The sequence below is a fragment of the Streptomyces sp. NPDC007917 genome, from assembly GCF_042959105.1.
Classification (GTDB): Bacteria; Actinomycetota; Actinomycetes; order Streptomycetales; family Streptomycetaceae; genus Streptomyces.
The window spans coordinates 620,635-641,735 of the sequence record NZ_JBIBKK010000001.1; the positions used below are offsets into that span (position 1 = coordinate 620,635).

Below are 21,101 nucleotides of genomic sequence, written 5' to 3' on the forward strand. Positions count from 1 at the left end.
TCCACCGGCCAGCCCACCAGTCTAGGCCCTCGGCTACTTGTCCCCGACCGGCTGCCGTGCCGCAGCCTCGCCGCCCGCCGCCTGGCCGCCCGCCGCCTTGTCCCCGGCTGCCTTGTCGGCCTTTGCCTTGTCGCCCTTCGGCGGCCCCACCGGGCCGCGCCGCACCGCGCCCGGCGCATGCCACTCGGCCCGCTTGCGGGCGCGCTTGCGGGCCAGCTCCGAGGAGTCCAGCTGCCAGGGCACCGAGGTCACCATGACGCCCGGGGTGAACAGCAGCCGGCCCTTGAGCCGCAGCGCGCTCTGGTTGTGCAGCAGGTGCTCGTACCAGCGGCCCACCACGTACTCCGGGATGTAGATGGAGATCACGTCGCGGGGGCTCTCCAGGCGCAGGCTCTTGACGTAGTCGATGGCCGGCCGGGTGATCTCGCGGTAGGGCGAGTCGAGGATCTTGAGGGGGACGTCTATGCCGCGCTCGGTCCACTCCTCCTGCAGCGCCTTGGTCTCGGCCGGGTCCACGCTGATGCTCAGCGCCTCCAGCTTGTGGGAGCGCATCAGCTTGGCGTAGGCGAGGGCGCGCAGCGTCGGCTTGTGGATCTTGGATACGAGGACGATGGAATGCACCCGGGAGGGGCGTACGGTCTCGGACTCGTCGTCCTCGTAGGCCGACAGCTCGCCGGAGACGCTGTCGTAGTGGCGGCGGATCGCGGTCATCAGGCCGTAGAAGAGGACCATGCCGAGCAGGGCGACCCAGGCGCCGTGGGTGAACTTGGTCAGCAGCACCACGGCCAGCACCAGGCCGGTGAAGAAGGCGCCGAAGGTGTTGATCGCGCGCGAGCGGAGCATCCGGCGGCGCACCGCCGGGTCCTGCTCGGTCCGCAGATGGCGGTTCCAGTGCCGCACCATGCCGGTCTGGCTGAGCGTGAAGGAGACGAAGACGCCGACGATGTAGAGCTGGATCAGCCGGGTCGAGTCCGCGCCGTAGATGTAGACCAGGACGGCGGCGGTCCCGGCGAGCAGCACGATGCCGTTGGAGAAGGCGAGCCGGTCGCCGCGGGTGTGCAGCTGGCGCGGGAGGTACCGGTCCTGGGCGAGGATCGCGCCGAGCAGCGGGAAGCCGTTGTACGCGGTGTTGGCGGCCAGGAACAGGACCAGCGCGGTGGCCGCGGCCAGCACCACGAACAGCAGCGAGCCGTCACCGAAGACGGCCGCCGCGACCTGGGTGATCACCGGGTCCTGGGTGTAGTGCTCACCGAGCGCCACGCCCTTGTCCAGCAGGTCCCTGGCCGGGTCCTCGGCCATCTTCACATCGGTGGTCATCGCCAGGGCGATGATCCCGCAGAACATGGTGACGGCCAGACCGCCCATCAGCGCCAGCGTGGTGGCGGCGTTGCGGCTCTTGGGCTTGCGGAAGGCGGGCACGCCGTTGCTGATCGCCTCGACGCCGGTGAGCGCGGCGCAGCCGTCGGAGAAGGCCCGCAGCAGCAGGAAGACCAGCGCGAATCCGGCGAGCCCGGTGTGCTCGGCCTTGATCTCGTAGCCGGCGGTGGGCGCCTTCATGGCGTCGCCGAGGACCAGCCCGCGGTAGGCGCCCCAGGCGATCATGATGAAGACGCCGGCGACGAACACATAGGTGGGGATCGCGAACAGCTTGCCGGACTCGCGCACGCCGCGCAGGTTCATCAGCGTCAGCAGCAGAATGATGCCGATCGCGCACATCGTCTTGTGCTCGACGAAGAAGGGGACCGCGGATCCCAGGTTCTCCACGCCCGAGGAGATCGAGACCGCCACGGTCAGGACGTAGTCGACGAGCAGGGCGCTGGCGACGGTCAGCCCGGCCCGGGGGCCGAGGTTGGTGGTGGCGACCTCGTAGTCCCCGCCGCCGCTGGGATAGGCGTGGACGTTCTGGCGGTACGAGGCGACCACCGTGAACATCAGCACGATGATCGCGACAGTGATCCAGGGGCTGTAGTGATAGCCCGACGCACCCGCCACCGAGAGAACGATCATCACCTGCCCTGGCGCGTACGCGACGGAGGACAGCGGGTCGGAGGCGAAGACGGGGAGCGCGATGCGCTTGGGGAGGAGCGTTTCTCCCAGCTTGTCGCTGCGCAGCGCCCGCCCGATGAGGATCCGTTTGGGAACGTCGGTCAGTTTGGACACGGAGAGGATCGTAAGCGGTCGCCCGTCCCGCCGCCCACCCCGCCTGAAGGAGGGCGGCCGGACCCGGTCAACCAGTTCACTGCCCGCGCCACCATGCCGCGAAGGAGCCCCACCGGCGTCGCTGGGCCGCCGGCCCGAGCCGGTCGGGCGTGTCGGACGCGGCCGGTGCGGTCCGCGGGGCCCCGTGGGGCTGCGCCGGGACCGCCGCCGGGGCGGGTGCGGAGACCGCCGCGGGGGCACGTCGGGCCGTGGGCCGGTCCGTGACGGGGAAGCGGACGGGCAGCGCCGCGAGCGCCCGGTGGAAGGGGCCGGGGCGCCAGGACAACTGGTCGACGGGTACGGCCAGTTCCACGTCCGGGAGCCGGTCGAGGAGCTTTTCGATGGCCACCGAGGCGATCACCCGGGCCGGGCTCTCGGCCGGGCAGCGGTGGGCGCCGATGCTCCAGGCGAGGTGGGCGCGGTTGCCGAGCCGGCCCTCGGAGGTCAGCTGGGGGTCGGTGTTGGCGGCGGCGTAGCTGGTGAGGACCGGCTCGCCCCGGCGGATCCGCACGCCCGCGAGCTCCAGGTCGCGGCGGGCGAACCGGGTCCCGAAGTTGGCCAGCGGCGGATCGGCCCACAGGACCTCGTCGATGGCGTCCTGGACGGGCAGGCTGCCCCCGGAGAGCTCACCGGCGAACCGGTCGTCGGACAGCAGCAGACGCAGCGCGTTGGCGATCAGGTTCAGCTGGGGCTCGGTTCCGGCCGCCAGGATCAGCATGAGCTGCTGCAGCAGCTCGTCGTCCGCCAGCCGGGAGGGGTGGGCCAGCATCCAGGAGGTGATGTCGGCCGCGGGCCGCTCGCGCTTGGCGGCGATCAGGCCCGCCATGTAGTCCAGCAGCTCCTGGTTGGCCTCCGCCGCGTCCTCGCCGCTGTCGAAGAGCTTCGCCATGGTGCCGACGAGGCGCAGCCCGTGTTCGGCGGGGTAGCCGAAGAGCTCGTTGAACACGAGCAGCGGGATGGCCGCCGCGTAGTCGCCGAGGAGATCCGCCTCGCCCCTGTCGGCGAACGCGTTGATCAGCGTGTCGGCGCTGCGCTCGACGTACTCGCTCAGCGCGTACGGGTCCAGCCGGGTGAGGCTGTCCGTGATGGCGCCGCGCAGCCGGGCATGGGCCTCGCCGTCGTTGAACAGGGCGTTGGGCCGGTACATCATCATCGGGCCCACCGGGCTGTCCGGCGGGATCCGTCCCTCGTTCAGCGCGCGCCAGCCGCGGGGGTCCTTGGCGAACCGCTCGGTGTCGCGCAGCACCTCGAGCGCGAGGGAGTAGCCGGTGACCAGGTATGCCTCGACGCCGGGGGACAGCTCGACCGGCGCGATGGGCCCGTACTGCCGCAGCCGCTTATAGAACGAGTGCGGATCGGCGGCGAAGTCGGGACCGTACAGGGGCAGGCCCTGGGCGACGGGGCGGGCGGGTCCACCGGGGCCGGTGCGCCCCGCGTGCGCGGGGCAGCCCGGCGGCGGTACGACTCCGACTCCGGCCTCGACGTCGGGGCGGTAGGTCACACATGCTCCTGGGAGGGTCGGGCCTGGCGGTTCTGCAGGTACTGCACGAGGGCGATCAGGGCGTGGGTCGAGGAGATCCGGTCGCGGGCGTCGCAGGTGACGAGCGGGGTCTCCGGCAGCAGGTCGAGCGCTTCCCGGACCTCCGACTCGGCGAAGCGCGGCGCTCCCTCGAAGTGGTTGACGGCGACCGCGTACGGCAGGCCGTGCTCCTCCAGGATGGCCATCACCGGGAAGGACTGGTCGAGCCGCCGGGTGTCGGCGAGGACCAGGGCGCCCAGGGCCCCGCGCGTCATGTCCTGCCACAGCCGGGTGAAGCGCTGCTGCCCGGGGGCGCCGAACAGATACAGGACCAGCGTGTCGCTCAGGGTGAGCCGGCCGAAGTCCATGGCCACGGTGGTGGTCGTCTTGTCCTCGATCCCGGCGAGGTCGTCGACGAGCGCACCGGCCTGGGTCATCGTCTCCTCGGTGCGCAGCGGCTTGATCTCCGACAGCGAGCCGACGTAGGTGGTTTTGCCGACCGCGAAGTGCCCGACGACCAGGAGCTTCACTGCCGTTCGCACGGTCTGCGGCAGATAGACCGCCTTCTCAGAGGCGAGCGCGGAGTCCATCGAGCACCTCCTGCAGAAGCTGGATGTCGGGCAGTTCGGCCGTGGGGATGGGCGACCGCGTGGTGATGTGGCCGCTGTCCACGAGGTCGCCGAGGAGGACCTTGGTGACGCTGACCGGCAGCTCGAGATACCCGGCGACCTCGGCGACCGACAGGGCGCCGCCGAGGCACAGCTCCATCACCCGGCGCTTCTCGGGGCTGAGACCGGTGAGCGGCCGGTCCGTGTGCGCCATGACCAGCGTCACCAGGTCGAAGGTGTTGCGGGTCGGATAGGCACGGCCGTCGGTCACGACATACGGCCGCACCAGTCCTCGTTCGCGCCTGGCCGGGCTCATGCCGGGCTGCCGATGCCCTGTCGGGTGGTGCCCTGGCGGGGCGGGCTGGTCAGCTCCTTGCCGAGCCGGTCGACCAGCTTCTGCATCCGGTAGCTGACCGCCTCCATGTCCACGTTCTCGGTGGCGGAGACCGCGAGGTAGGCGCCGGGGCCGGCCGCGATCAGGAAGACATAGCCGCCGACGAACTCGATGAGCGTCTGCTGCCAGGGAGTCTCGTCCTCCGGGTCGCAGAACTCGGCGGTGGAGCGGCTGATCGACTGAAGCCCGGAGAGCGCCGCGGCCTGGCGCTCCGCCTCGTCCCGCGCGATGCCCTCGGAGTGCGCCCGCAGCATCCCGTCGGCCGAGAGCAGGATCGCGTGGCGCGCCTCCGGCATCTTCACGACCTCGTCGAGCATCCAGCCCAGCTCGTTGTTTATGTGGTCGTTCATGCCTGGCGATTCCCTTCTTCGGTTTGGGGGGCGGCGTCCTGGTGACCGGCACGGCCCGAGCGGGTGCCGCGTGCGAAGGCACCCATGCGCTGGGCCGTCTCCTCAGCCGAGCGGACGCGGTGCGAGCCGGTGTCGGGCTCCGGGGCGGCTGTGGGCCAGTCGTCCGCCGACTGCGGCACGGAGGGCTGCCGCCGCCTGCGCTTGGGCAGTCCGCCGGCCGTCGAGCCGTACGTACGTGACGCTTCGTCGAACGCCGACGAGTGGGTCGGCGCGGAGGGCGCCTGGTCCACCGGGGCGGGTGCGGCCTGCTGGGGAGCGGGCTGCTGGGGCACGCCCTGCTGGGCCATGGCCTGCTGGGGCACGGCCTGACGGGCCACCGGCTGCTGGACCACCGGCTGCTGGGCCACGGGCTGCTGATAGGGCATCTGCCCCGCGGCGGGCTCGGCCCGGCGGGCGGCGCGGGTCTTGCGGGTCGGAAGGGAGGGGAGGGTGTGCAGGCCCGACTGCTGGGGCTCCTCGGGTACGGCCGCCCGGCCCGGCTCCTCGGCATCGACGTGCGTGAGCAGCGCGGTGGGCAGGAAGAGCACGGCGCGCACACCGCCGTACGGGGACCTGGTGTCCACGGAGACGCTGAAGCCGTACCGCGCGGCGAGCAGGCCGATGACGGCGAAGCCGAACTGCGGCGGGTCGCCGAGCCGGGAGACGTCCACGGCGCGCTCCCCGGACAGCAGCGCGGCGGCGCGCTGCACCTCGAGGCCGTCCATGCCGACGCCGGCGTCGTCGATCACGATGACCGCGCCGTTGTGCACCGGCTGCAGGCTGACCTCGACATTGGTGTTGGGCTGCGAGTGGCGGGCGGCGTTGTCCAGCAGCTCCGCGACGGCGAGCACCACCGGCTCCACCGCCCGGCTCACCACGGCGACCTCGACCAGGGCGTGCACCTGGACCCGGCGGTAGTCACGGATCCGGGACTTGGCACCGCGCACCACATCGGTCAGCGGGGAGGAGACCCGCTGGCGGCCGGGCCAGGACCCGCAGAGCACGGCGATGGCCTGGGCGCGGCGGCCGAACTGGGAGTTGGCGTGGTCGATCTCCAGGAGGTCACGGAGGACGTCGGGGTTGTCGTGCCGGTCCTGCATCTGCGAGATCGACAGCTGCTGTTCGTTGGCCAGCCCCTGAAGGGCGCGCATCGACGCCTTGAGCGCCGACTTCGCCGAGGCGTCGGCCCTCGCCTGCGCCTTGTCCACCGCGCGGGTGAACAGTTCCACCACTCCGTGGAGACTCTGCGCGAAGGCCGTACCGGCCAGCCTTTCGTCCCTCAGTCCGGGCAGCTGGGAGGGCTGACTGAGCGCGTCCGCGATGACCGGCAGGCGGACCTCGACGAGGTGCCGCAGCTCTTCGTCGCGTGATGTGACGCTTTCCTCGAGCGTGGCGTTACGCCTGCGCACGCCGGCGGTGATCGTTCGCTGGCGCATCAGCAGGACGAAGACGACGAGTACGACAACGCCCAGGCACCAGCTCACCGCCTCCCATATGTGATCTGTCATCAGAAACCTCGTGCAGGAGAACGCGGGCGCGGAAGGAACGATTCAGTGCCCTGATGTCCCGTCCGGAAACGGAATACGGCGATCATCTTAGCCACGGCCGTGACCTGGCGCCCGATGCCCGTAACAACATTCGAAGTATCATGGCCCGCTTGCCAATTCCAGTGAAGATCCCATGAAGATCGGTAAGTCCGCCGGAAGATGGCCACCCCTCAGCCGGGACAAATACCACCACGCCGCCATCTTGGCGCGATACCGCCGGACCGCGCGTTCCGGCGCCCGGCGACACGCCGACGGGGAGAGCGGCTGGGGCGCGGCGGGACCGCTTGCGCACCACCGGAACGTTCGCAAGCGGCGGTCGCCGTTCCGGGGCGGCTCCGGAGCGCCGCCGCCCGCTTGTACGCCGTACAGCGCGCGCCCCGCCCCCGGACCTGAGCAGGGGACTCGGGCCAGTCACACAAGTGCGGATACGGTGGTGACAGACGCCGTGGCGGACAGCCTTCCGCTGCCCCGCGGCCTCGGCATCGGGGCCCTTTCCCCGCATGTCGCCCCGTAGGCCTGGAAGGAAGATGTGAGCAGGGTGTTTGTGCGGTTCAGCACGGTTATGAGGAGTGCGGGGTAGTCGCATGCATATCGTGATCATGGGCTGCGGCCGGGTGGGTGCGGCACTCGCCCAGACCCTGGAGCGACAGGGACACACCGTCGCCGTCGTCGACCAGGACCCGACCGCCTTCCGCCGGCTCGGCGCCGGCTTCGGCGGACGCCGGGTGACCGGCGTCGGCTTCGACCAGGACACCCTGCGCGAGGCGGGTATCGAGGAGGCCGGTGCCTTCGCGGCGGTCAGCAGCGGCGACAACTCCAACATCATCGCGGCCCGGGTGGCGCGCGAGATGTTCGGTATCGAGAACGTGGCGGCCCGCATCTACGACCCCCGCCGCGCCGAGGTCTACCAGCGGCTCGGCATCCCCACCGTGGCCACCGTGCGCTGGACCGCGGACCAGATGCTGCGGCGGCTGCTGCCGTCCGGCGCGGAGCCGCTGTGGCGGGACCCGAGCGGCGGGGTGCAGCTCGCCGAGGTGCACACCTCCCCCGCCTGGGTGGGCCACAAGGTCAGCAAGCTGCAGGAGGAGACCGGCGTGCGCGTCGCGTTCCTCACCCGGCTCGGCGAGGCGATGCTGCCGACCTCGGAGACGGTGCTGCAGGAGGGCGACCTGGTGCACGTGATGATGCGCACCGACGAGGTGGAGAAGGTCGAGGCGTCCTTCGACGAGGGGCCTGAGGAGAGTGGCCGATGAGAGTTGCCATCGCTGGAGCGGGCGCCGTGGGGCGTTCCATCGCGGGCGAGCTGCTGGAGAACGGGCACGAGGTGCTGCTCATCGACAAGGCGCCGACGGCCATCTCCGTGGAGCGCGTGCCGCAGGCCGAGTGGCTGCTCGCCGACGCCTGCGAGATCACCTCGCTGGACGAGGCCGCGCTGCAGCGCTGCAACGTGGTGATCGCGGCGACCGGTGACGACAAGGTCAACCTGGTCGTCTCGCTGCTCGCGAAGACCGAGTACGGGGTGCCGCGGGTGGTCGCCCGGGTCAACAACCCCAAGAACGAGTGGCTGTTCAACGAGGCCTGGGGCGTCGATGTCGCGGTCTCCACGCCACGGCTGATGTCGGCGCTGGTCGAGGAGGCGGTGAGCGTCGGCGACCTGGTGCGGCTGCTGCGCTTCAGCCACGGCGACGCCAACCTGGTGGAGCTCACGCTGCCGCCGGAGGCGGCGCTGGCCGGCACCCGGGTCGGGGACGTGGAGTGGCCGGAGGACACCTCGCTGGTCACCATCATCCGGGGCACGCGCGTGCTGACCCCGAGCAAGGACGACGTCCTGGAGGCGGGCGACGAGCTGCTGTTCGTCGCGGCCCAGGCCCGCGAGGAGCAGCTGGAGGAACTGCTGTCCGTGCAGCGCGCGGACGCCTCGTAGCGCCCCTGCGCGACACAGAGCGCCGGGCGGGCCGAGGTGGCCCGCCCGGCGCTCTGCCGTGGTCTGTCAGGGGCGCGGCGGATAGCGCCGGTCCGAGGACTCCTGGTGGGCCTCGGTGACGATCTGGTCGGCCCACTCCGCGAGCAGCGGATCGGCGATCTTCTCGGCCTGCGCCTGGGTCTCGGTCTTCGCCCGCTCCCGCTCGCGCTCCGCCTGCTCCTCCGCCTCCATCTCCGCGATGACATCGATCGGCGGCGGCGCCTTGGCCAGGAATATCCACGTCAGATAGACGGCCAGCAGGAACGGCGGAATGCCGAGCGCGACCTTGACCCAGCCGAGCTGGGTGGCGTCGCCCCACCAGTACAGCGGGAAGAGGATCGCCGACTTGGCGAGCAGGATCAGGCCCCAGGCCCAGGTGGACTTGGTGTACGCGCGGAACCGGCCGGGGTTGCGGGTGCGCCAGGAGAGGTTCTCCTTGAGCATCGGCCCGAGCAGTACGCCGATCAGCGGGTAGCGGAAGATCGCCGAGAGCACATAGGCGACGGCCAGGCCCAGCGTGTAGAGCATGCCCGGCAGATAGAAGTTCTTCGCGTCGCCGGACATCATCGCGAAGATCGCGCCGAAGGCGACCCCGAAGACCCCGCTGAAGGCGTGCTTGAGGGTCTCCTTGCGGAGCAGCCGGGCCAGCGCGAGGAGCACCGTGAGCCCCAGCGACGCCAGGGCCGCGAGGTGGATGTCGCGCTTGATCGTGTAGAGCAGGACGAAGACCAGGCCGGGAACGGTCGTGTCGACCATGCCCCGTACCCCGCCGAACGCCTCCAGGAGCGCGGTGTCCGCCGCAGCTCTGCTCCGCGCGGCGGCCGCGGGGTCCTCTTCGGTCGCCGTCGGCTCGTCGTCTCTCGTCACCGGCTACTCCTGTCCGAGCGGTCGGAGTTCGTACTTGGGGTTGAACAGCACCCGGCGGCCGTGGCTCATGGAGATCCGGCCGGTGGCGATCAGCTTGCGGCCGGGCTCGATCCCGAGGATGGAGCGGCGGCCCAGCCACACGACGTCCAGGGCGGCGGTGCCGTCGAAGAGCTCCGCCTCCAGGGCCGGCACCCCGGCCCGGGGCCGCAGCGTGACGGTGCGCAGTGTACCGGTCACCTTGACTATCTGCCGGTCGCCGCACTCGCCGATCTTGGTACAGCCGGCGGCCTCGGCGTCCTGCTGCAGCTCCGCGGAGTGAAGCTCCTCCGGAGAACTCGACAGCCGGTCCAGCATCCTCCGGAAGCGGCCGGCCGGCTTGTCGGATTTGCCAGGGGGCTCGTCTACGGCACTCATACGGCCAGCGTACCGGGGAGCCCTCACGGGGTCGTTCAGCGCTCGAAGCGGTAGCCCATGCCCGGTTCGGTGACGAAGTGGCGCGGATGCGAGGGGTCGGCCTCCAGCTTGCGGCGCAGCTGGGCCATGTAGACCCGCAGGTAGTTGGTCTCGGTGCCGTAGGAGGGCCCCCAGACCTCCTGGAGCAGCTGCTTCTGGCTGACCAGCCGGCCCGTGTTGCGGACCAGGACCTCCAGCAGGTGCCATTCGGTGGGCGTCAGCCGGACGTCCTTGCCGCCGCGGTTGACCTTCTTGGCGGCCAGGTCGACCGTGAACCCCTCGGTCTCCACGACCGCGCCGCCGTCGGCCACCCCGACGGGCTCGGCGCGGCGGACGGCGGCGCGCAGCCGGGCCAGCAGCTCGTCCATGCCGAAGGGCTTGGTGACGTAGTCGTCGGCCCCGGCGTCAAGGGCCTCGACCTTCTCGTCCGAGGTCTGGCGGGCCGAGAGGACGAGGATCGGGACCCGGGTCCAGCCGCGCAGCCCCTTGATCACCTCGACCCCGTCCATATCGGGCAGGCCCAGGTCGAGCACGATCACATCCGGGTGGCGGGTGGCGGCGAGCCGGAGGGCGGTGGCGCCGTCGGAGGCGGCGTCGACCTCGTATTTGCGCGCCTTCAGGTTGATCACGAGCGCGCGTACGATCTGCGGCTCGTCGTCCACCACGAGCACCCGGTTCATCTGGCGGCCTGCCTTCTCGCTCGGTTCCGGTCGAAGTAGCTGATCACGAAGTGACCTGGGCGGGCAGTGGAGTCCCGGCCGGCTCGCGGCCGGCGGCGGCCCGCAGGGTGAGCACCATGGTCATCCCGCCGCCCGGGGTGTCCTCGGCGGCCAGCCGGCCGCCCATCGCCTCCACGAAGCCGCGGGCGACCGCGAGCCCGAGGCCGACCCCCGCGCCGCGCGGGGCGTCGCCGTACCGCTGGAACGGCTCGAAGATGCGGTCCTTGGCGCTGTCGGGGACGCCGGGGCCGCGGTCGGCGACGCGCAGCTCGACGCGGTCGCCCAGGGCGCTGGCGGACACCAGGACGGGCATGCCGTCCGGGCTGTACTTCACGGCGTTCTCCACGATGTTGGCGACGCTGCGCTCCAGCAGGCCGGGGTCGACCGCGACCATCGGCAGCTCCTCGGGGATCTCCAGGCCGACGGAGGTCTCCGGGACGCCGACCAGGGCCATCGGGACCACCTCGTCGAGGTCGATCTCGCGGATCAGCGGGGCGACGGTGCCGGTCTGCAGCCGGGACATGTCGAGGAGGTTGCCGACCAGGTGGTCGAGGCGGTCGGCGCCCTGCTCGATGCCCTCCAGCAGCTCGGCCTCGTCCTCGGGCGACCAGGCGACGTCGTCGGAGCGCAGCGAGGACACGGCCGCCTTGATGGCCGCGAGGGGGGTGCGCAGATCGTGGCTGACGGCGGCCAGCAGCGCGGTGCGGATGCGGTTGCCCTCGGCGAGGTCCCGGGCCCGCTCGGCCTCGAGCGCCAGCCGCTTGCGGTCCAGGACCACGGCGGCCTGGGCGGCGAAGGCGGCCAGCACCCGGCGGTCCTCGGCGGGCAGCACCCGGCCCCGGAGCGCGAGCGCCATGTGGTCGCCGACCGGCATGTCGACGTCCGCGTCCTCGGGCCGCTCGGGCGGCGGCGCTCCCCCGTTGCCGCCGACGCTGCCCGCGCAGGTCCAGGGGGCGACGTCGCTCTCCCGCTCCAGCAGCGCCACCGAGTCCATGCCGAAGGTCTCGCGGACCCGCTCCAGCAGCGCCTCCAGGCTGGTCTCGCCGCGCAGCACGCTGCCGGCGAGGAAGGACAGCACCTCGGATTCGGCGCGCAGCCGGGCGGCCTGGTGGGTGCGGCGCGCGGCGAGGTCCACGACGGAGGCCACACAGACGGCCACGGCCACGAAGACCGCGATGGCGACGATGTTCTGCGGGTCGGCGATGGTGAGGGTGTGCGTGGGCGGGGTGAAGTAGTAGTTGAGCAGCAGCGAGCCGACGGCCGCCGAGGCGAGGGCCGGCAGCAGCCCGCCGAGCAGCGCCGCGACCACGGTGAGGAACAGGAACAGCAGCACCTCGTTGGCGAAGCCCGGACCGCCGTCGGTGGCCAGCGCGCCGCCCCAGTGGGTGAGCAGCAGGGTGAGCAGGACCGGCCCGGCGACCCCGGTCAGCCAGCCCGCGATCAGCCGGGAGCGGCCGAGCCGGGCGCCGCGCGCGACCGGCAGCCCGCGGCCCTTGGCGACCTCGTCGTGGGTGACGATGTGGACGTCGAGGTCGGGCCCGGAGTCGCGGGCGACGGTGGCGCCCACGCCGGGCCCGAAGACGTACTGCCAGGTCTTGCGGCGGCTGGAGCCGAGCACGATCTGGGTGGCGTTGACCCCGCGTGCGAAGTCCAGCAGCGCGTGGGGGATGTCCTCCCCTATGACGTGGTGGAAGGTGCCGCCCAGGTCCTCCACGAGGGTGCGCTGGAGCGCGAGCTCCTTGGGCGAAGCCGAGGTCAGGCCGTCGCTCCGGGCGACGTAGACGGCCAGGACCTCGCCGCCGGAGCCCTTGGCCGCCATCCGGGCGGCGCGGCGGATGAGGGTGCGCCCCTCGGGGCCTCCGGTGATGCCGACGACGATGCGCTCGCGGGCCTGCCAGGTGGAGCTGATGCTGTGCTCGGAGCGGTACTGCTGGAGGTACTCGTCGACCCGATCCGCCGTCCACAGCAGGGCCAGCTCGCGCAGCGCGGTGAGGTTGCCGGGCCGGAAGTAGTTGGACAGCGCGGCGTCGACCTTGTCCAGCTTGTAGATGTTGCCGTGCGCCATCCGGCGGCGCAGCGCCTGGGGCGACATGTCGACCAGCTCGATCTGGTCGGCGCGGCGGACGACCTCGTCGGGCACGGTCTCCCGCTGCCGTACCCCCGTGATCGACTCCACCACGTCGCCCAGCGACTCCAGGTGCTGGATGTTGAGGTTGGACACGACGTCGATGCCCGCCCGCAGCAGCTCCTCGACGTCCTGCCAGCGCTTGGCGTTCCGGCAGCCGGGGACGTTGGTGTGGGCGAGCTCGTCGACGAGGGCGACGGCGGGGCGGCGGGCCAGGACCGCGTCCACGTCCATCTCGGTGAAGCGGGCCCCGCGGTACTCCATCTCCCGGCGGGGCACCTCCTCGAGGCCGCTGAGCATCACCTGGGTGCGCGGGCGGCCGTGGTGCTCGACGAAGCCGACGACGAGGTCGGTGCCCCGCTCGACCCGCCGGTGTCCCTCGGACAGCATGGCGTACGTCTTGCCGACGCCCGGCGCCGCGCCGAGGTAGATCCGAAGTTTCCCGCGTCCCATGGTCTCATTTTCCCCGTCGGGCGTTTTCTTGAGGAAACCTGCCTTCCGGCCCCTTTCGATCGCCGTTGACGGCTCTCTGACGGGCGTGACCACGCTCTTGACGCTTTCTTTACGCCCGCCTGCCCGTGTGGGCGCGCATGCCGGTCGTTCACGCACAAAAGCCGGTGGGCCGCACTCCGAGGGAAGGAGTGCGGCCCACCGGCGCCGCTGGCGTCAGGCTCTGCCGACGACCTGGATCAGCCGGATGCCAGCGAGCAGCCCGCCAGGGCGTCGAGACCAGAGGGGGCGGTCGCGCCCTGGCGGGAGATCGAGATGCGGATGCGGTCGATGGTCGAGGCGCGCTTGCCCTTCAGCGGGCCGAGGATCGCGTTCTGGACGAAGTTCGGGCCGCCCTGGCCCACCGACGACGCCAGCCGCTTGTTGGCCTCGTCGATCTGCGTCTGCAGCAGCGCGATGTTGCGGTCCACTTCCGCCTGGGCGGCGGCGGGCACCGCGCCGACCTTCGAGGCGACGTCCGGGCAGCTGATCGACTGCCCGGTCCCGGTCCCGGCCCCGGCGTCCGAGCCCGCGCCGTCCTCCGCCCCCGTGCCCGGATCGGTGGGCTCGGCGGTGGCCGGAGCGGACGCGGGAGGCTCCGCCGCGCCACCCGCGCCCGCGTCGGAACCCTGCCCCGCGCCCGCGTCACCGCCCAGGGAGCACTCGGCGAGCGCGTCCAGGCCCTGTGGCTTCTCGGCCTGACGGCCGATGGAGATCGCGATGCGGTCCAGGGTGGACTTCCGCTTGTCCGCCAGCGGGCCGAGGATCGCGTTCTGGACGAAGTTCGGACCGCCCTGGCCCACGGAGGACGCCAGCCGCTTGTTGGCCTCGTCGATCTGCGTCTGCAGCAGCGCCAGGTTGCGGTCCACCTCCGCCTTGGCCTTCGCGGGGATCTCGGGCAGGGAGCCCGTCACATCGGGGCAGCTGATGGTGGACGCCGCTTTGGTGCTCGCGTTGCCGCTCGATCCCGAGCCATCCTGCCCGGCCATGGCGGCTCCCACCGCGACGGCCGCGCAGGTGACGCCGCCGATGGCGCCGACAACCATGACTCGCCGGCGGTGCAGTAACGGAAGGCCACGGGACATCTGATCACCTCGTGAGGTCACAAACAGCACGGTCTACTGGTGGCGCCCCGTCCTGCCCCTGCTCCGGGCCGCGCAAGGTCTTGCTCGCCCATCAGTACGGGCCGGGTGACGGCTGTGTTCAATGTGACCCGAGAAAAAATCCGCCCCGGGAAATCGCCCGGCGGAAGCCGGGAAACGCCACCGGAAGCGGCTCCGGAAAGCCCGAGGGGCCCGGGAGACTGGCTCCCGGGCCCCTCTCGGACTCGGACGGCGACAGCGACATTGCGCAGAGCGCGAGCGCTCAGCGCACCTCGCTGATCTCCGGGCCGCGCTGCAGCCGGTCGGCGCCGCCCGCGAACCGCGAGCCCTGCGCCTCCTCCTGCTGCACCCCGTCGGGCACCATCTGCGCGTCGTCCGGCAGCTTCAGGACGATCGGATCGCGCGGGGCCATCGGGCCGTCGCCGCGCACCACGACCGTGTCCCGGAAGATCGCTTCCAGCAGGCTGCCGGTCTCGGGCTGCACCGCGCCCTGCCCGGAGATCACCCCGCGCAGGAACCAGCGCGGCCCGTCCACGCCGACGAAGCGGACCACCTGCACGCCGTTCTTGCCGTCCGGCAGCTGCACCGGCACCTGGGCGCGCAGCTCCCAGCCGAGCGGCCCCTCGACCTCGTCGACGACCCCGCCCTGCTGGGTGATGCCGGTGGCGATCTCGTCGCGCACCTCGCCCCAGATGCCTTCCTTCTTGGGCGCGGCGAACGCCTGGAGCTGGACGGCGCTGTCCCGCAGCACCACGGTCGCGGCGACGATCGCGTCACCCGCGACCTCCACCCGCAGCTCCATGCCCTCGACACCCGGCACGAACAGTCCGCCCAGGTCCACCCGGCCCTCGCCCGGCTGACGCACCTCGGACACGTCCCACGGCCCTTCGGGGCGCGGCGCCGGGGGCAGGCTCACCCGCTCCGCGGCGGCATCCCCCTCGAGGTCCGCGGCGGCATCCGCGTCCTCGGCGTCCTCGCCGTTCTCGGCCAACTCCTCGGAGGCCACGTCGAGCGGCTCGACGTCCTCCTTGCTGCGCTTGCGGCGACGTCCGAACACGTCATCGTCCTTCCCGGTCGGAACCGACCGAAGCGTATCTAGTCCCACCCGTGGCCGTACCCGTTGAACCGTCCACAGCGGCATGACCGCCGGTGGACCCGAAGCCCCCCTCGGCCCGCGCCGAACCGGGAAGCTCCGCCACCTCGTGGAAGCGCACCTTCTCGACCTGCTGGACGATCAGTTGGGCGACCCGGTCGTAGCGCTCGAACCGCACGCTCTCGCGCGGGTCCAGGTTGACCACGATCACCTTGATTTCTCCACGGTACCCGGCATCGATGGTCCCGGGCGCATTCACCATGGCGACCCCGCAGCGGGCGGCGAGTCCGGACCTCGGATGCACGAAGGCGGCATACCCGTCCGGCAGCGCGATAGACACTCCGGTCGGCAGTACCGCGCGCTCACCGGGGGCGAGCTCGGCCGCCTGTGTGGTGACGAGGTCGGCACCGGCGTCGCCGGGATGGGCGTACGCGGGGATCGGCACCTCGGGGTCCACCCGACGGATCAACACATCTACGGGCGTCACACTCACGCCTTCCCCTTTGCCTGTCCCTGTGCGTTCGCCTGGGCTCGTTCTTGTCGCCGAAACCGCGCTCATGGGTTCACCTCGAACGCGCGCGCGACCTTCGTCTGATCCGGGTCGGCGAGGGCCGCGTCGATCTCCTCCGGCCGGCCGTTCTTGATGAAGTGGTCGACCTTGACCTCTATGAAGAGCGCGTCGGCCCGCACCGCGACCGGGCCGTCCGGGCCGCCGATCCGGCCCGTGGCCGTGGAGTAGATCTTCCGCCCGTGCACCGCCGTCACCCGCGCGTCCAGGTACAGCACGGCGCCCACGGGCACCGGCCGGAGGAAGTCCGTCTCCAGCCGTCCGGTCACCGCGATGACCCTCCCCCAGCTACCGCTGGGAGGTGCCCCCTGCAGCCAGCTGAGCGACCCGAGCGACTCGTCCAGCGCCGAGGTCAGCACCCCGCCGTGGGCGAGGCCCGGCGCGCCCTGGTGGCCGGGGCGCACGGTGAACTCGGCCGTGACGCTCACGCCGTCACCGGCCCGGATCTCAAGGCCGAGACCGTGCTCCTGGCCGCAGCCGAAACACCCCTCGTAGTGCGCGCCGAGGACTTCCCCGGGCGCGGGGGCGTCGGGGTGCCGTACGGGTGCCCTGGCGCCGTCCGGCGGCTTCAGCGCGGTCTTCGCTCCACTCACATCGGCTGACCTTACCCGCGCCGGAAGCGCCGGTCGGCGGCCATGCCAAGCTTGGGCCCATGCAGCCTTACGAAGAACGCCTGACGGCACCCCGTTCGTGGTGGTTCATCGCATTTCTGGTCGGGGTCGCGACGGCGCTGATCATGCTGCCCTTCGGGACGCTGCCGATGCTCGGCGGTCTGATCGGCGGGGCGGCGGCCGCCGCCGTCGTGGTGAGCGCCTACGGGTCGGTGCGGGTCCGGGTGGTGGCGGGCTCGCTGGTCGCCGGGGAGGCGAAGATCCCGGTGTCGGCGCTGGGGACGGCCGAGGCGCTGGACCGCGACGAGGCGGTCGCCTGGCGCACCTACAAGGCCGATCCGCGGGCGTTCATGCTGCTGCGCAGCTACATCCCGACCGCGCTGCGGGTGGAGGTCACCGATCCGCAGGACCCGACGCCGTACGTGTACGTCTCGACCCGCGACCCCGAGGCCCTGGCAGCCGCGCTCTCGGCCGTACGGGCCCGGTAACCGCCCGGCACACCGGCCCGGCGGGTCAGGCCTCCAGCGGCGGAAGGGCGCCCCAGGGCACCTGCCGGGCGCGCAGATCCTTGCGGATCTTCCGGGCGAGCTTCTTGGTGTCGCGCCGGTTCATCGCGGCGCCCACGGTGGCGCCGATCATGAAGGGCGCGAGGTTGGGCAGATTGCGGAAGCTGCGCTTGAGGACCTGCTGGCGCAGCTCACGCTTCATCTGAACGCCGAGCGCGGCGTTCACACTCGCCGGGACGGCGGCGTCGATGCCGCGCTCCTCGGCCCACGCCCCGAGATAGGCGATGGCGCGCTGCCGGACGGTGCCGGGCGCGCGCACCCCGTAGACCTCGTGCAGCTCGGCGATGAGCTTGATCTCTATCGAGGCGACTCCGATGATCTCGGCGGCCAGCTCGGTGGGCATGGCGGGCGGGGCCGGCAGCATCGCCGCGGCGCCAACGCCCGCGCCCACGGTGGAGGTGCCGTTCGCGGCACCGGCCACCAGTTTGTCCGCGATCTCTTCCGGGCCGAGCCCGGGGAACTGCTTGCGCAGCGCGGCGAGGTCGCGGACCGGAATCCGCGGAGCGTTCGCGACGATCCGGTCGGCGACCGCGTAGACCCCCGCTCTAGCGCGCTCGCCCCCCTTACGGGCACCTCGGCCGACAGCGGCCGCGAGCGAGGCCATCCGGCCTCGCTCGACGTGCGCCTCGGTCACGTCGCCGTGCTCCGCATCCACGCCTGACCCGCGGCTTATGCCGCGCAGTCGCGGCAGATCGGCTGGCCGTTCTTGGTCTCGTTGGCCAGCTGGCTGCGGTGGTGCACGAGGAAGCAGCTCATGCAGGTGAACTCGTCGGCCTGGCGGGGCAGCACCCGCACGGACAGCTCCTCGTTGGAGAGGTCCGCGCCGGGCAGCTCCAGGCCCTCGGCCTGCTCGAACTCGTCCACGTCGACGGTCGACGCGGACTTGTCGTTCCGCCGGGCCTTCAGCTCCTCAATGCTGTCCTCGTTGACGTCGTCGTCGGTCTTGCGTGGGGTGTCGTAATCCGTTGCCATGTCGCTCTCCCCCTCTGGGTGTCTGCGGTGTCTCCAGCGCACGTAACGCGTGAGAGGCCGGACTTGTGCCCGACCCGAGGCGGAGATTTTGCCTCACATCAAGGTCTGTTACTCAATCGACACCCAACCGCACCCCTGAAGAGGTGATCGGCTTGGATGGCGATCGGGACCGTACACGGTCCGAATGCCGCACTCACATGCGCCCTCACGTGTACTTCCCGTGATCACGGCCTCCGAAAACCCGGACTTTCCCGGCTTTCCACCGACCATGACGATCACACAGAGTATATGGCTTGAAAATCGCCCATGTGATCGATCACACAGGATACAGGCGGGGGTCGGATCGCCAAAATTCCTCCCAAAGCGAACAAGGGCGCCTCCCGGCGACAGGGGGGTGAGCAGTGGCTGTGTCCTGGAACTTCTCCTCGACGCCGGCCGGTATCGGCCCGGAGTTCCGGCCGGTCTCAGAGCGGGAGCACGACCCGCATCACCAGCCCGCCGCCGTCCCGCGGCTCGGCGGTGATCCGCCCGCCATGCGCGCGGGCCACGGAACGGGCGATCGACAGGCCGAGCCCGACGCCCTTGTCGCTGCCCGTGCGCTCGGTGCGCAGCCTGCGGAAGGGCTCGAAGATGTTGTCCAGCTCGTACGCGGGAACCACCGGGCCCGTATTGGCCACCACCAGCACCGCCTGCCCCTCCCGTACCTCGGTGGTCACCTCCACCCAGCCGCCTTCGGGAACGTTGTACCGCACCGCGTTCTGGATGAGGTTCAGCGCGATCCGCTCCAGCAGCACGCCGTTGCCCTGGACCACGGCGGGCTTCCGCGCCCCGCGCACCTCCACGCCCTTGTCCTGCGCCTCCGTACGGACCTGCTCGAGCGCCTGGACGGCGACCTCGGCGAGGTCCACGGGCTTGCGGTCGACGATCTCGTTGTCGCTGCGGGCGAGCAGCAGAAGGCCCTCCACCAGCTGCTCGCTGCGCTCGTTGGTGGCCAGCAGCGTCTTGCCGAGCTGGGCGAGCTCCGGGGACGCCTGCGGGTCGGAGAGCTGCACCTCCAGCAGGGTGCGGTTGATCGCCAGCGGGGTGCGCAGCTCGTGCGAGGCGTTGGCCACGAACCGCTGCTGGGCGGTGAACGCGCGGTCCAGGCGCTCCAGCATCTCGTCGAAGGTGTCGGCCAGCTCCTTCAGCTCGTCGTCCGGGCCGTCCAGCTTGATCCGGCGGGACAGGTCCGAACCCGCGACCTGGCGCGCGGTGCGGGTGATCCGGCCGAGCGGCGAGAGCACCCGCCCGGCCATGGCGTAGCCGAACGCGAAGGCCAGCACGGCCAGGCCGAGCAGCGCCAGCAGCGACCGGCGCAGCAGGGCGTCGAGGGCGAGGGAGCGCTGGTGGTTCATGCACCGCGCCACCGCCTCGTTGAACAGCGTGGTGCTGCCCTGGCTGGGCAGATCACAGGTGCGGTCGGTGAGGGTGTAGTCCATCTTGACGATCTGGAAGGGGAGCTTGCTGCTCCCCTGCAGGACGTCCGCCGCCAGCAGATAGATGATCGTCAGCAGCACCACGCCGGCGATCAGGAACATCCCGCCGTACAGCAGGGTGAGCCGTATCCGGATCGTGGACCGCAGCCAGGGGCGCGGGCTCGACACCGGCCGCGGGGCCCAGCTGGGCTTCGGTGGTGCGGTGGGCGGGCTCGGGGTCGTGGCCATGCCCGGTCAGATCCGGTAGCCGGAGCCGGGCACCGTGACGATCACCGCGGGCTCGCCGAGCTTGCGGCGCAGCGTCATGACGGTGACCCGGACCACGTTGGTGAACGGGTCGGTGTTCTCGTCCCACGCCTTCTCCAGCAGCTGCTCGGCGGAGACGACGGCGCCCTCGCTGCGCATCAGCACCTCGAGCACCGCGAACTCCTTGGGGGCCAGCTGGACCTCCCGGCCGTCCCGGAAGACCTCGCGGCGGTTGGGATCCAGCTTGATCCCGGCGCGCTCCAGCACCGGCGGCAGGGCCACGGTGGTGCGCCGGCCGAGCGCCCGCACGCGGGCGATCAGCTCGCTGAAGGCGAAGGGCTTGGGCAGATAGTCGTCCGCGCCGATCTCCAGCCCCTCGACGCGGTCGCTGACGTCGCCGGAGGCGGTGAGCATCAGCACCCGGGTGGGCATGCCGAGCTCGACGAGCTTGCGGCACACGTCGTCGCCGTGGACCAGCGGGAGGTCGCGGTCGAGGACGACCACGTCGTAGTCGTTGACCGCGATGCGCTCCAAAGCGGCGGCCCCGTCGTACACGACGTCGACGGCCATGGCCTCCCGGCGCAGTCCGGTGGCCACCGCATCGGCGAGCAGCTGCTCGTCCTCGACGACGAGTACACGCACAGTTCGTCAGCCCTTCCCTTGGGTGCCGCACGGGCGTCATCAGGTGCCCGGCGGTCTCGATCCGGCCGGACTCGATCGGCGCCCGGCGCCTCCATCCTGCCTCTAAGGCTCATAAACCGGCGGTAAGGGGGATCCGGAAGGGTCTGCTCAAGATTCTTTTTGTGCGGAGGTTTCCCCTCGCGGAGCGATGGGGAGGACGACTGCACACCCCGATCACGCCCTGTATGTGGCATCCCACAAGCCTCTCTGCCATCAGCAGGGACCACGCACGTGATCGTCCCGCCTCGGCACACCCCCGTGCCACCGACCCACGACGAGGGGGCGCATATGGACGCGTTCACCGCAGGCATTCTGCAGCGTATAGAGACCACCCAGTCCGATCTCACCCGCGCCCGTGAGACGGGCGACGACTTCCTTGCCGATGTCGAGCTGTCGGAGCTCGAAGACCTCCGTCGGCTTGCCGCCGAGCATGGCGTGGAGGTCGGTGCGATCGCCTGACGGCGGTCTCCCGGCACCCGCGTTCACCGACCCAGCGGCGCCCCGGCTGCCCTTG

The 21,101-nt window shown here is 71.4% G+C and carries 22 protein-coding genes; 4 read left to right on the plus strand and 18 right to left on the minus strand.

Features of this window, described 5'->3' with window-relative positions:
- Positions 1-33: 33 nt before the first annotated feature.
- The 6 genes from ACFZDL_RS02625 to ACFZDL_RS02650 form a co-directional block, all read right to left on the minus strand.
- Positions 34-2,160, minus strand: a complete 2,127-nt coding sequence (locus tag ACFZDL_RS02625) for an APC family permease (RefSeq protein ID WP_353590921.1) — start codon at positions 2,158-2,160, stop codon at positions 34-36.
- 76 nt (positions 2,161-2,236) lie between these two features.
- Positions 2,237-3,700, minus strand: a complete 1,464-nt coding sequence (locus ACFZDL_RS02630; protein WP_353590920.1) for a cytochrome P450 — start codon at positions 3,698-3,700, stop codon at positions 2,237-2,239.
- Complete coding sequence (locus ACFZDL_RS02635) at positions 3,697-4,308, minus strand: ATP/GTP-binding protein (protein ID WP_353590919.1); 612 nt, start codon at positions 4,306-4,308, stop codon at positions 3,697-3,699. Before ACFZDL_RS02635 ends, ACFZDL_RS02630 begins: the two co-directional genes overlap by 4 nt.
- Complete coding sequence (locus tag ACFZDL_RS02640) at positions 4,286-4,642, minus strand: DUF742 domain-containing protein (RefSeq protein ID WP_353590918.1); 357 nt, start codon at positions 4,640-4,642, stop codon at positions 4,286-4,288. Before ACFZDL_RS02640 ends, ACFZDL_RS02635 begins: the two co-directional genes overlap by 23 nt.
- On the minus strand, positions 4,639-5,070 hold the full coding sequence (locus ACFZDL_RS02645; protein WP_353590917.1) for a roadblock/LC7 domain-containing protein: 432 nt from the start codon (positions 5,068-5,070) through the stop codon (positions 4,639-4,641). Before ACFZDL_RS02645 ends, ACFZDL_RS02640 begins: the two co-directional genes overlap by 4 nt.
- Positions 5,067-6,617, minus strand: a complete 1,551-nt coding sequence (locus ACFZDL_RS02650; protein WP_353590916.1) for an ATP-binding protein — start codon at positions 6,615-6,617, stop codon at positions 5,067-5,069. Before ACFZDL_RS02650 ends, ACFZDL_RS02645 begins: the two co-directional genes overlap by 4 nt.
- Before the next feature lie 623 nt (positions 6,618-7,240).
- Here ACFZDL_RS02650 and ACFZDL_RS02655 point away from each other — a divergent pair.
- On the plus strand, positions 7,241-7,909 hold the full coding sequence (locus ACFZDL_RS02655; protein ID WP_353590915.1) for a TrkA family potassium uptake protein: 669 nt from the start codon (positions 7,241-7,243) through the stop codon (positions 7,907-7,909).
- Entirely contained in the window at positions 7,906-8,580 is a 675-nt protein-coding gene (locus ACFZDL_RS02660) for a TrkA family potassium uptake protein (protein ID WP_311723742.1), read from the plus strand. The genes ACFZDL_RS02655 and ACFZDL_RS02660 overlap by 4 nt, the downstream gene beginning before the upstream one ends.
- 66 nt (positions 8,581-8,646) lie before the next feature.
- Here the strand turns inward: ACFZDL_RS02660 and ACFZDL_RS02665 are convergent, their stop codons facing one another.
- The 8 genes from ACFZDL_RS02665 to ACFZDL_RS02700 form a co-directional block, all read right to left on the minus strand.
- Entirely contained in the window at positions 8,647-9,486 is an 840-nt protein-coding gene (locus tag ACFZDL_RS02665; protein ID WP_353590914.1) for a DUF3159 domain-containing protein, read from the minus strand.
- Between the two features lie 3 nt (positions 9,487-9,489).
- Complete coding sequence (locus ACFZDL_RS02670; protein ID WP_353590913.1) at positions 9,490-9,900, minus strand: OB-fold nucleic acid binding domain-containing protein; 411 nt, start codon at positions 9,898-9,900, stop codon at positions 9,490-9,492.
- Positions 9,901-9,935: 35 nt separating this feature from the next.
- On the minus strand, positions 9,936-10,619 hold the full coding sequence (locus tag ACFZDL_RS02675; RefSeq protein WP_353590912.1) for a response regulator: 684 nt from the start codon (positions 10,617-10,619) through the stop codon (positions 9,936-9,938).
- Between the two features lie 43 nt (positions 10,620-10,662).
- Positions 10,663-13,236 carry a sensor histidine kinase KdpD gene (locus ACFZDL_RS02680; RefSeq protein ID WP_353590911.1) on the minus strand — a complete coding sequence of 858 codons (2,574 nt, stop codon included), beginning with the start codon at positions 13,234-13,236 and terminating at the stop codon, positions 10,663-10,665.
- 236 nt (positions 13,237-13,472) lie between these two features.
- A complete protein-coding gene (locus ACFZDL_RS02685) occupies positions 13,473-14,357 on the minus strand; it encodes a hypothetical protein (protein WP_353590910.1) in 885 nt (294 codons plus the stop codon).
- Positions 14,358-14,637: 280 nt separating this feature from the next.
- Positions 14,638-15,432, minus strand: coding sequence for a DUF3710 domain-containing protein (locus ACFZDL_RS02690; RefSeq protein WP_353590909.1), 795 nt, complete (start codon positions 15,430-15,432; stop codon positions 14,638-14,640).
- A gap of 1 nt (position 15,433) precedes the next feature.
- Complete coding sequence (dut, locus tag ACFZDL_RS02695) at positions 15,434-15,961, minus strand: dUTP diphosphatase (RefSeq protein ID WP_353591095.1); 528 nt, start codon at positions 15,959-15,961, stop codon at positions 15,434-15,436.
- A gap of 62 nt (positions 15,962-16,023) precedes the next feature.
- A complete protein-coding gene (locus ACFZDL_RS02700) occupies positions 16,024-16,629 on the minus strand; it encodes a PaaI family thioesterase (RefSeq protein ID WP_353590908.1) in 606 nt (201 codons plus the stop codon).
- A gap of 59 nt (positions 16,630-16,688) precedes the next feature.
- On the opposite strand from ACFZDL_RS02700, the gene ACFZDL_RS02705 reads away from it, so the two are divergent.
- Entirely contained in the window at positions 16,689-17,135 is a 447-nt protein-coding gene (locus ACFZDL_RS02705) for a DUF3093 domain-containing protein (RefSeq protein WP_353590907.1), read from the plus strand.
- Between the two features lie 25 nt (positions 17,136-17,160).
- Here ACFZDL_RS02705 and ACFZDL_RS02710 read toward each other — a convergent pair whose 3' ends face one another.
- The 4 genes from ACFZDL_RS02710 to ACFZDL_RS02725 all read right to left on the minus strand — a co-directional run bounded on the left by ACFZDL_RS02710 (position 17,161) and on the right by ACFZDL_RS02725 (position 20,548).
- Positions 17,161-17,868, minus strand: a complete 708-nt coding sequence (locus ACFZDL_RS02710; RefSeq protein ID WP_391190081.1) for a hypothetical protein — start codon at positions 17,866-17,868, stop codon at positions 17,161-17,163.
- Between the two features lie 14 nt (positions 17,869-17,882).
- The gene (locus ACFZDL_RS02715) at positions 17,883-18,185 is read right to left on the minus strand and encodes a DUF4193 domain-containing protein (protein ID WP_014175864.1); all 303 of its coding nucleotides are present in this window, start codon (positions 18,183-18,185) and stop codon (positions 17,883-17,885) included.
- A gap of 464 nt (positions 18,186-18,649) precedes the next feature.
- The gene (locus tag ACFZDL_RS02720) at positions 18,650-19,888 is read right to left on the minus strand and encodes a HAMP domain-containing sensor histidine kinase (RefSeq protein ID WP_353590906.1); all 1,239 of its coding nucleotides are present in this window, start codon (positions 19,886-19,888) and stop codon (positions 18,650-18,652) included.
- A gap of 6 nt (positions 19,889-19,894) precedes the next feature.
- Positions 19,895-20,548 (minus strand): response regulator transcription factor, encoded by a 654-nt coding sequence (locus tag ACFZDL_RS02725; protein WP_065965394.1) that lies wholly within the window; start codon positions 20,546-20,548, stop codon positions 19,895-19,897.
- A gap of 327 nt (positions 20,549-20,875) precedes the next feature.
- On the opposite strand from ACFZDL_RS02725, the gene ACFZDL_RS02730 reads away from it, so the two are divergent.
- Positions 20,876-21,046, plus strand: coding sequence for a hypothetical protein (locus ACFZDL_RS02730; RefSeq protein ID WP_353590905.1), 171 nt, complete (start codon positions 20,876-20,878; stop codon positions 21,044-21,046).
- The last annotated feature ends 55 nt before the right edge of the window (positions 21,047-21,101 follow it).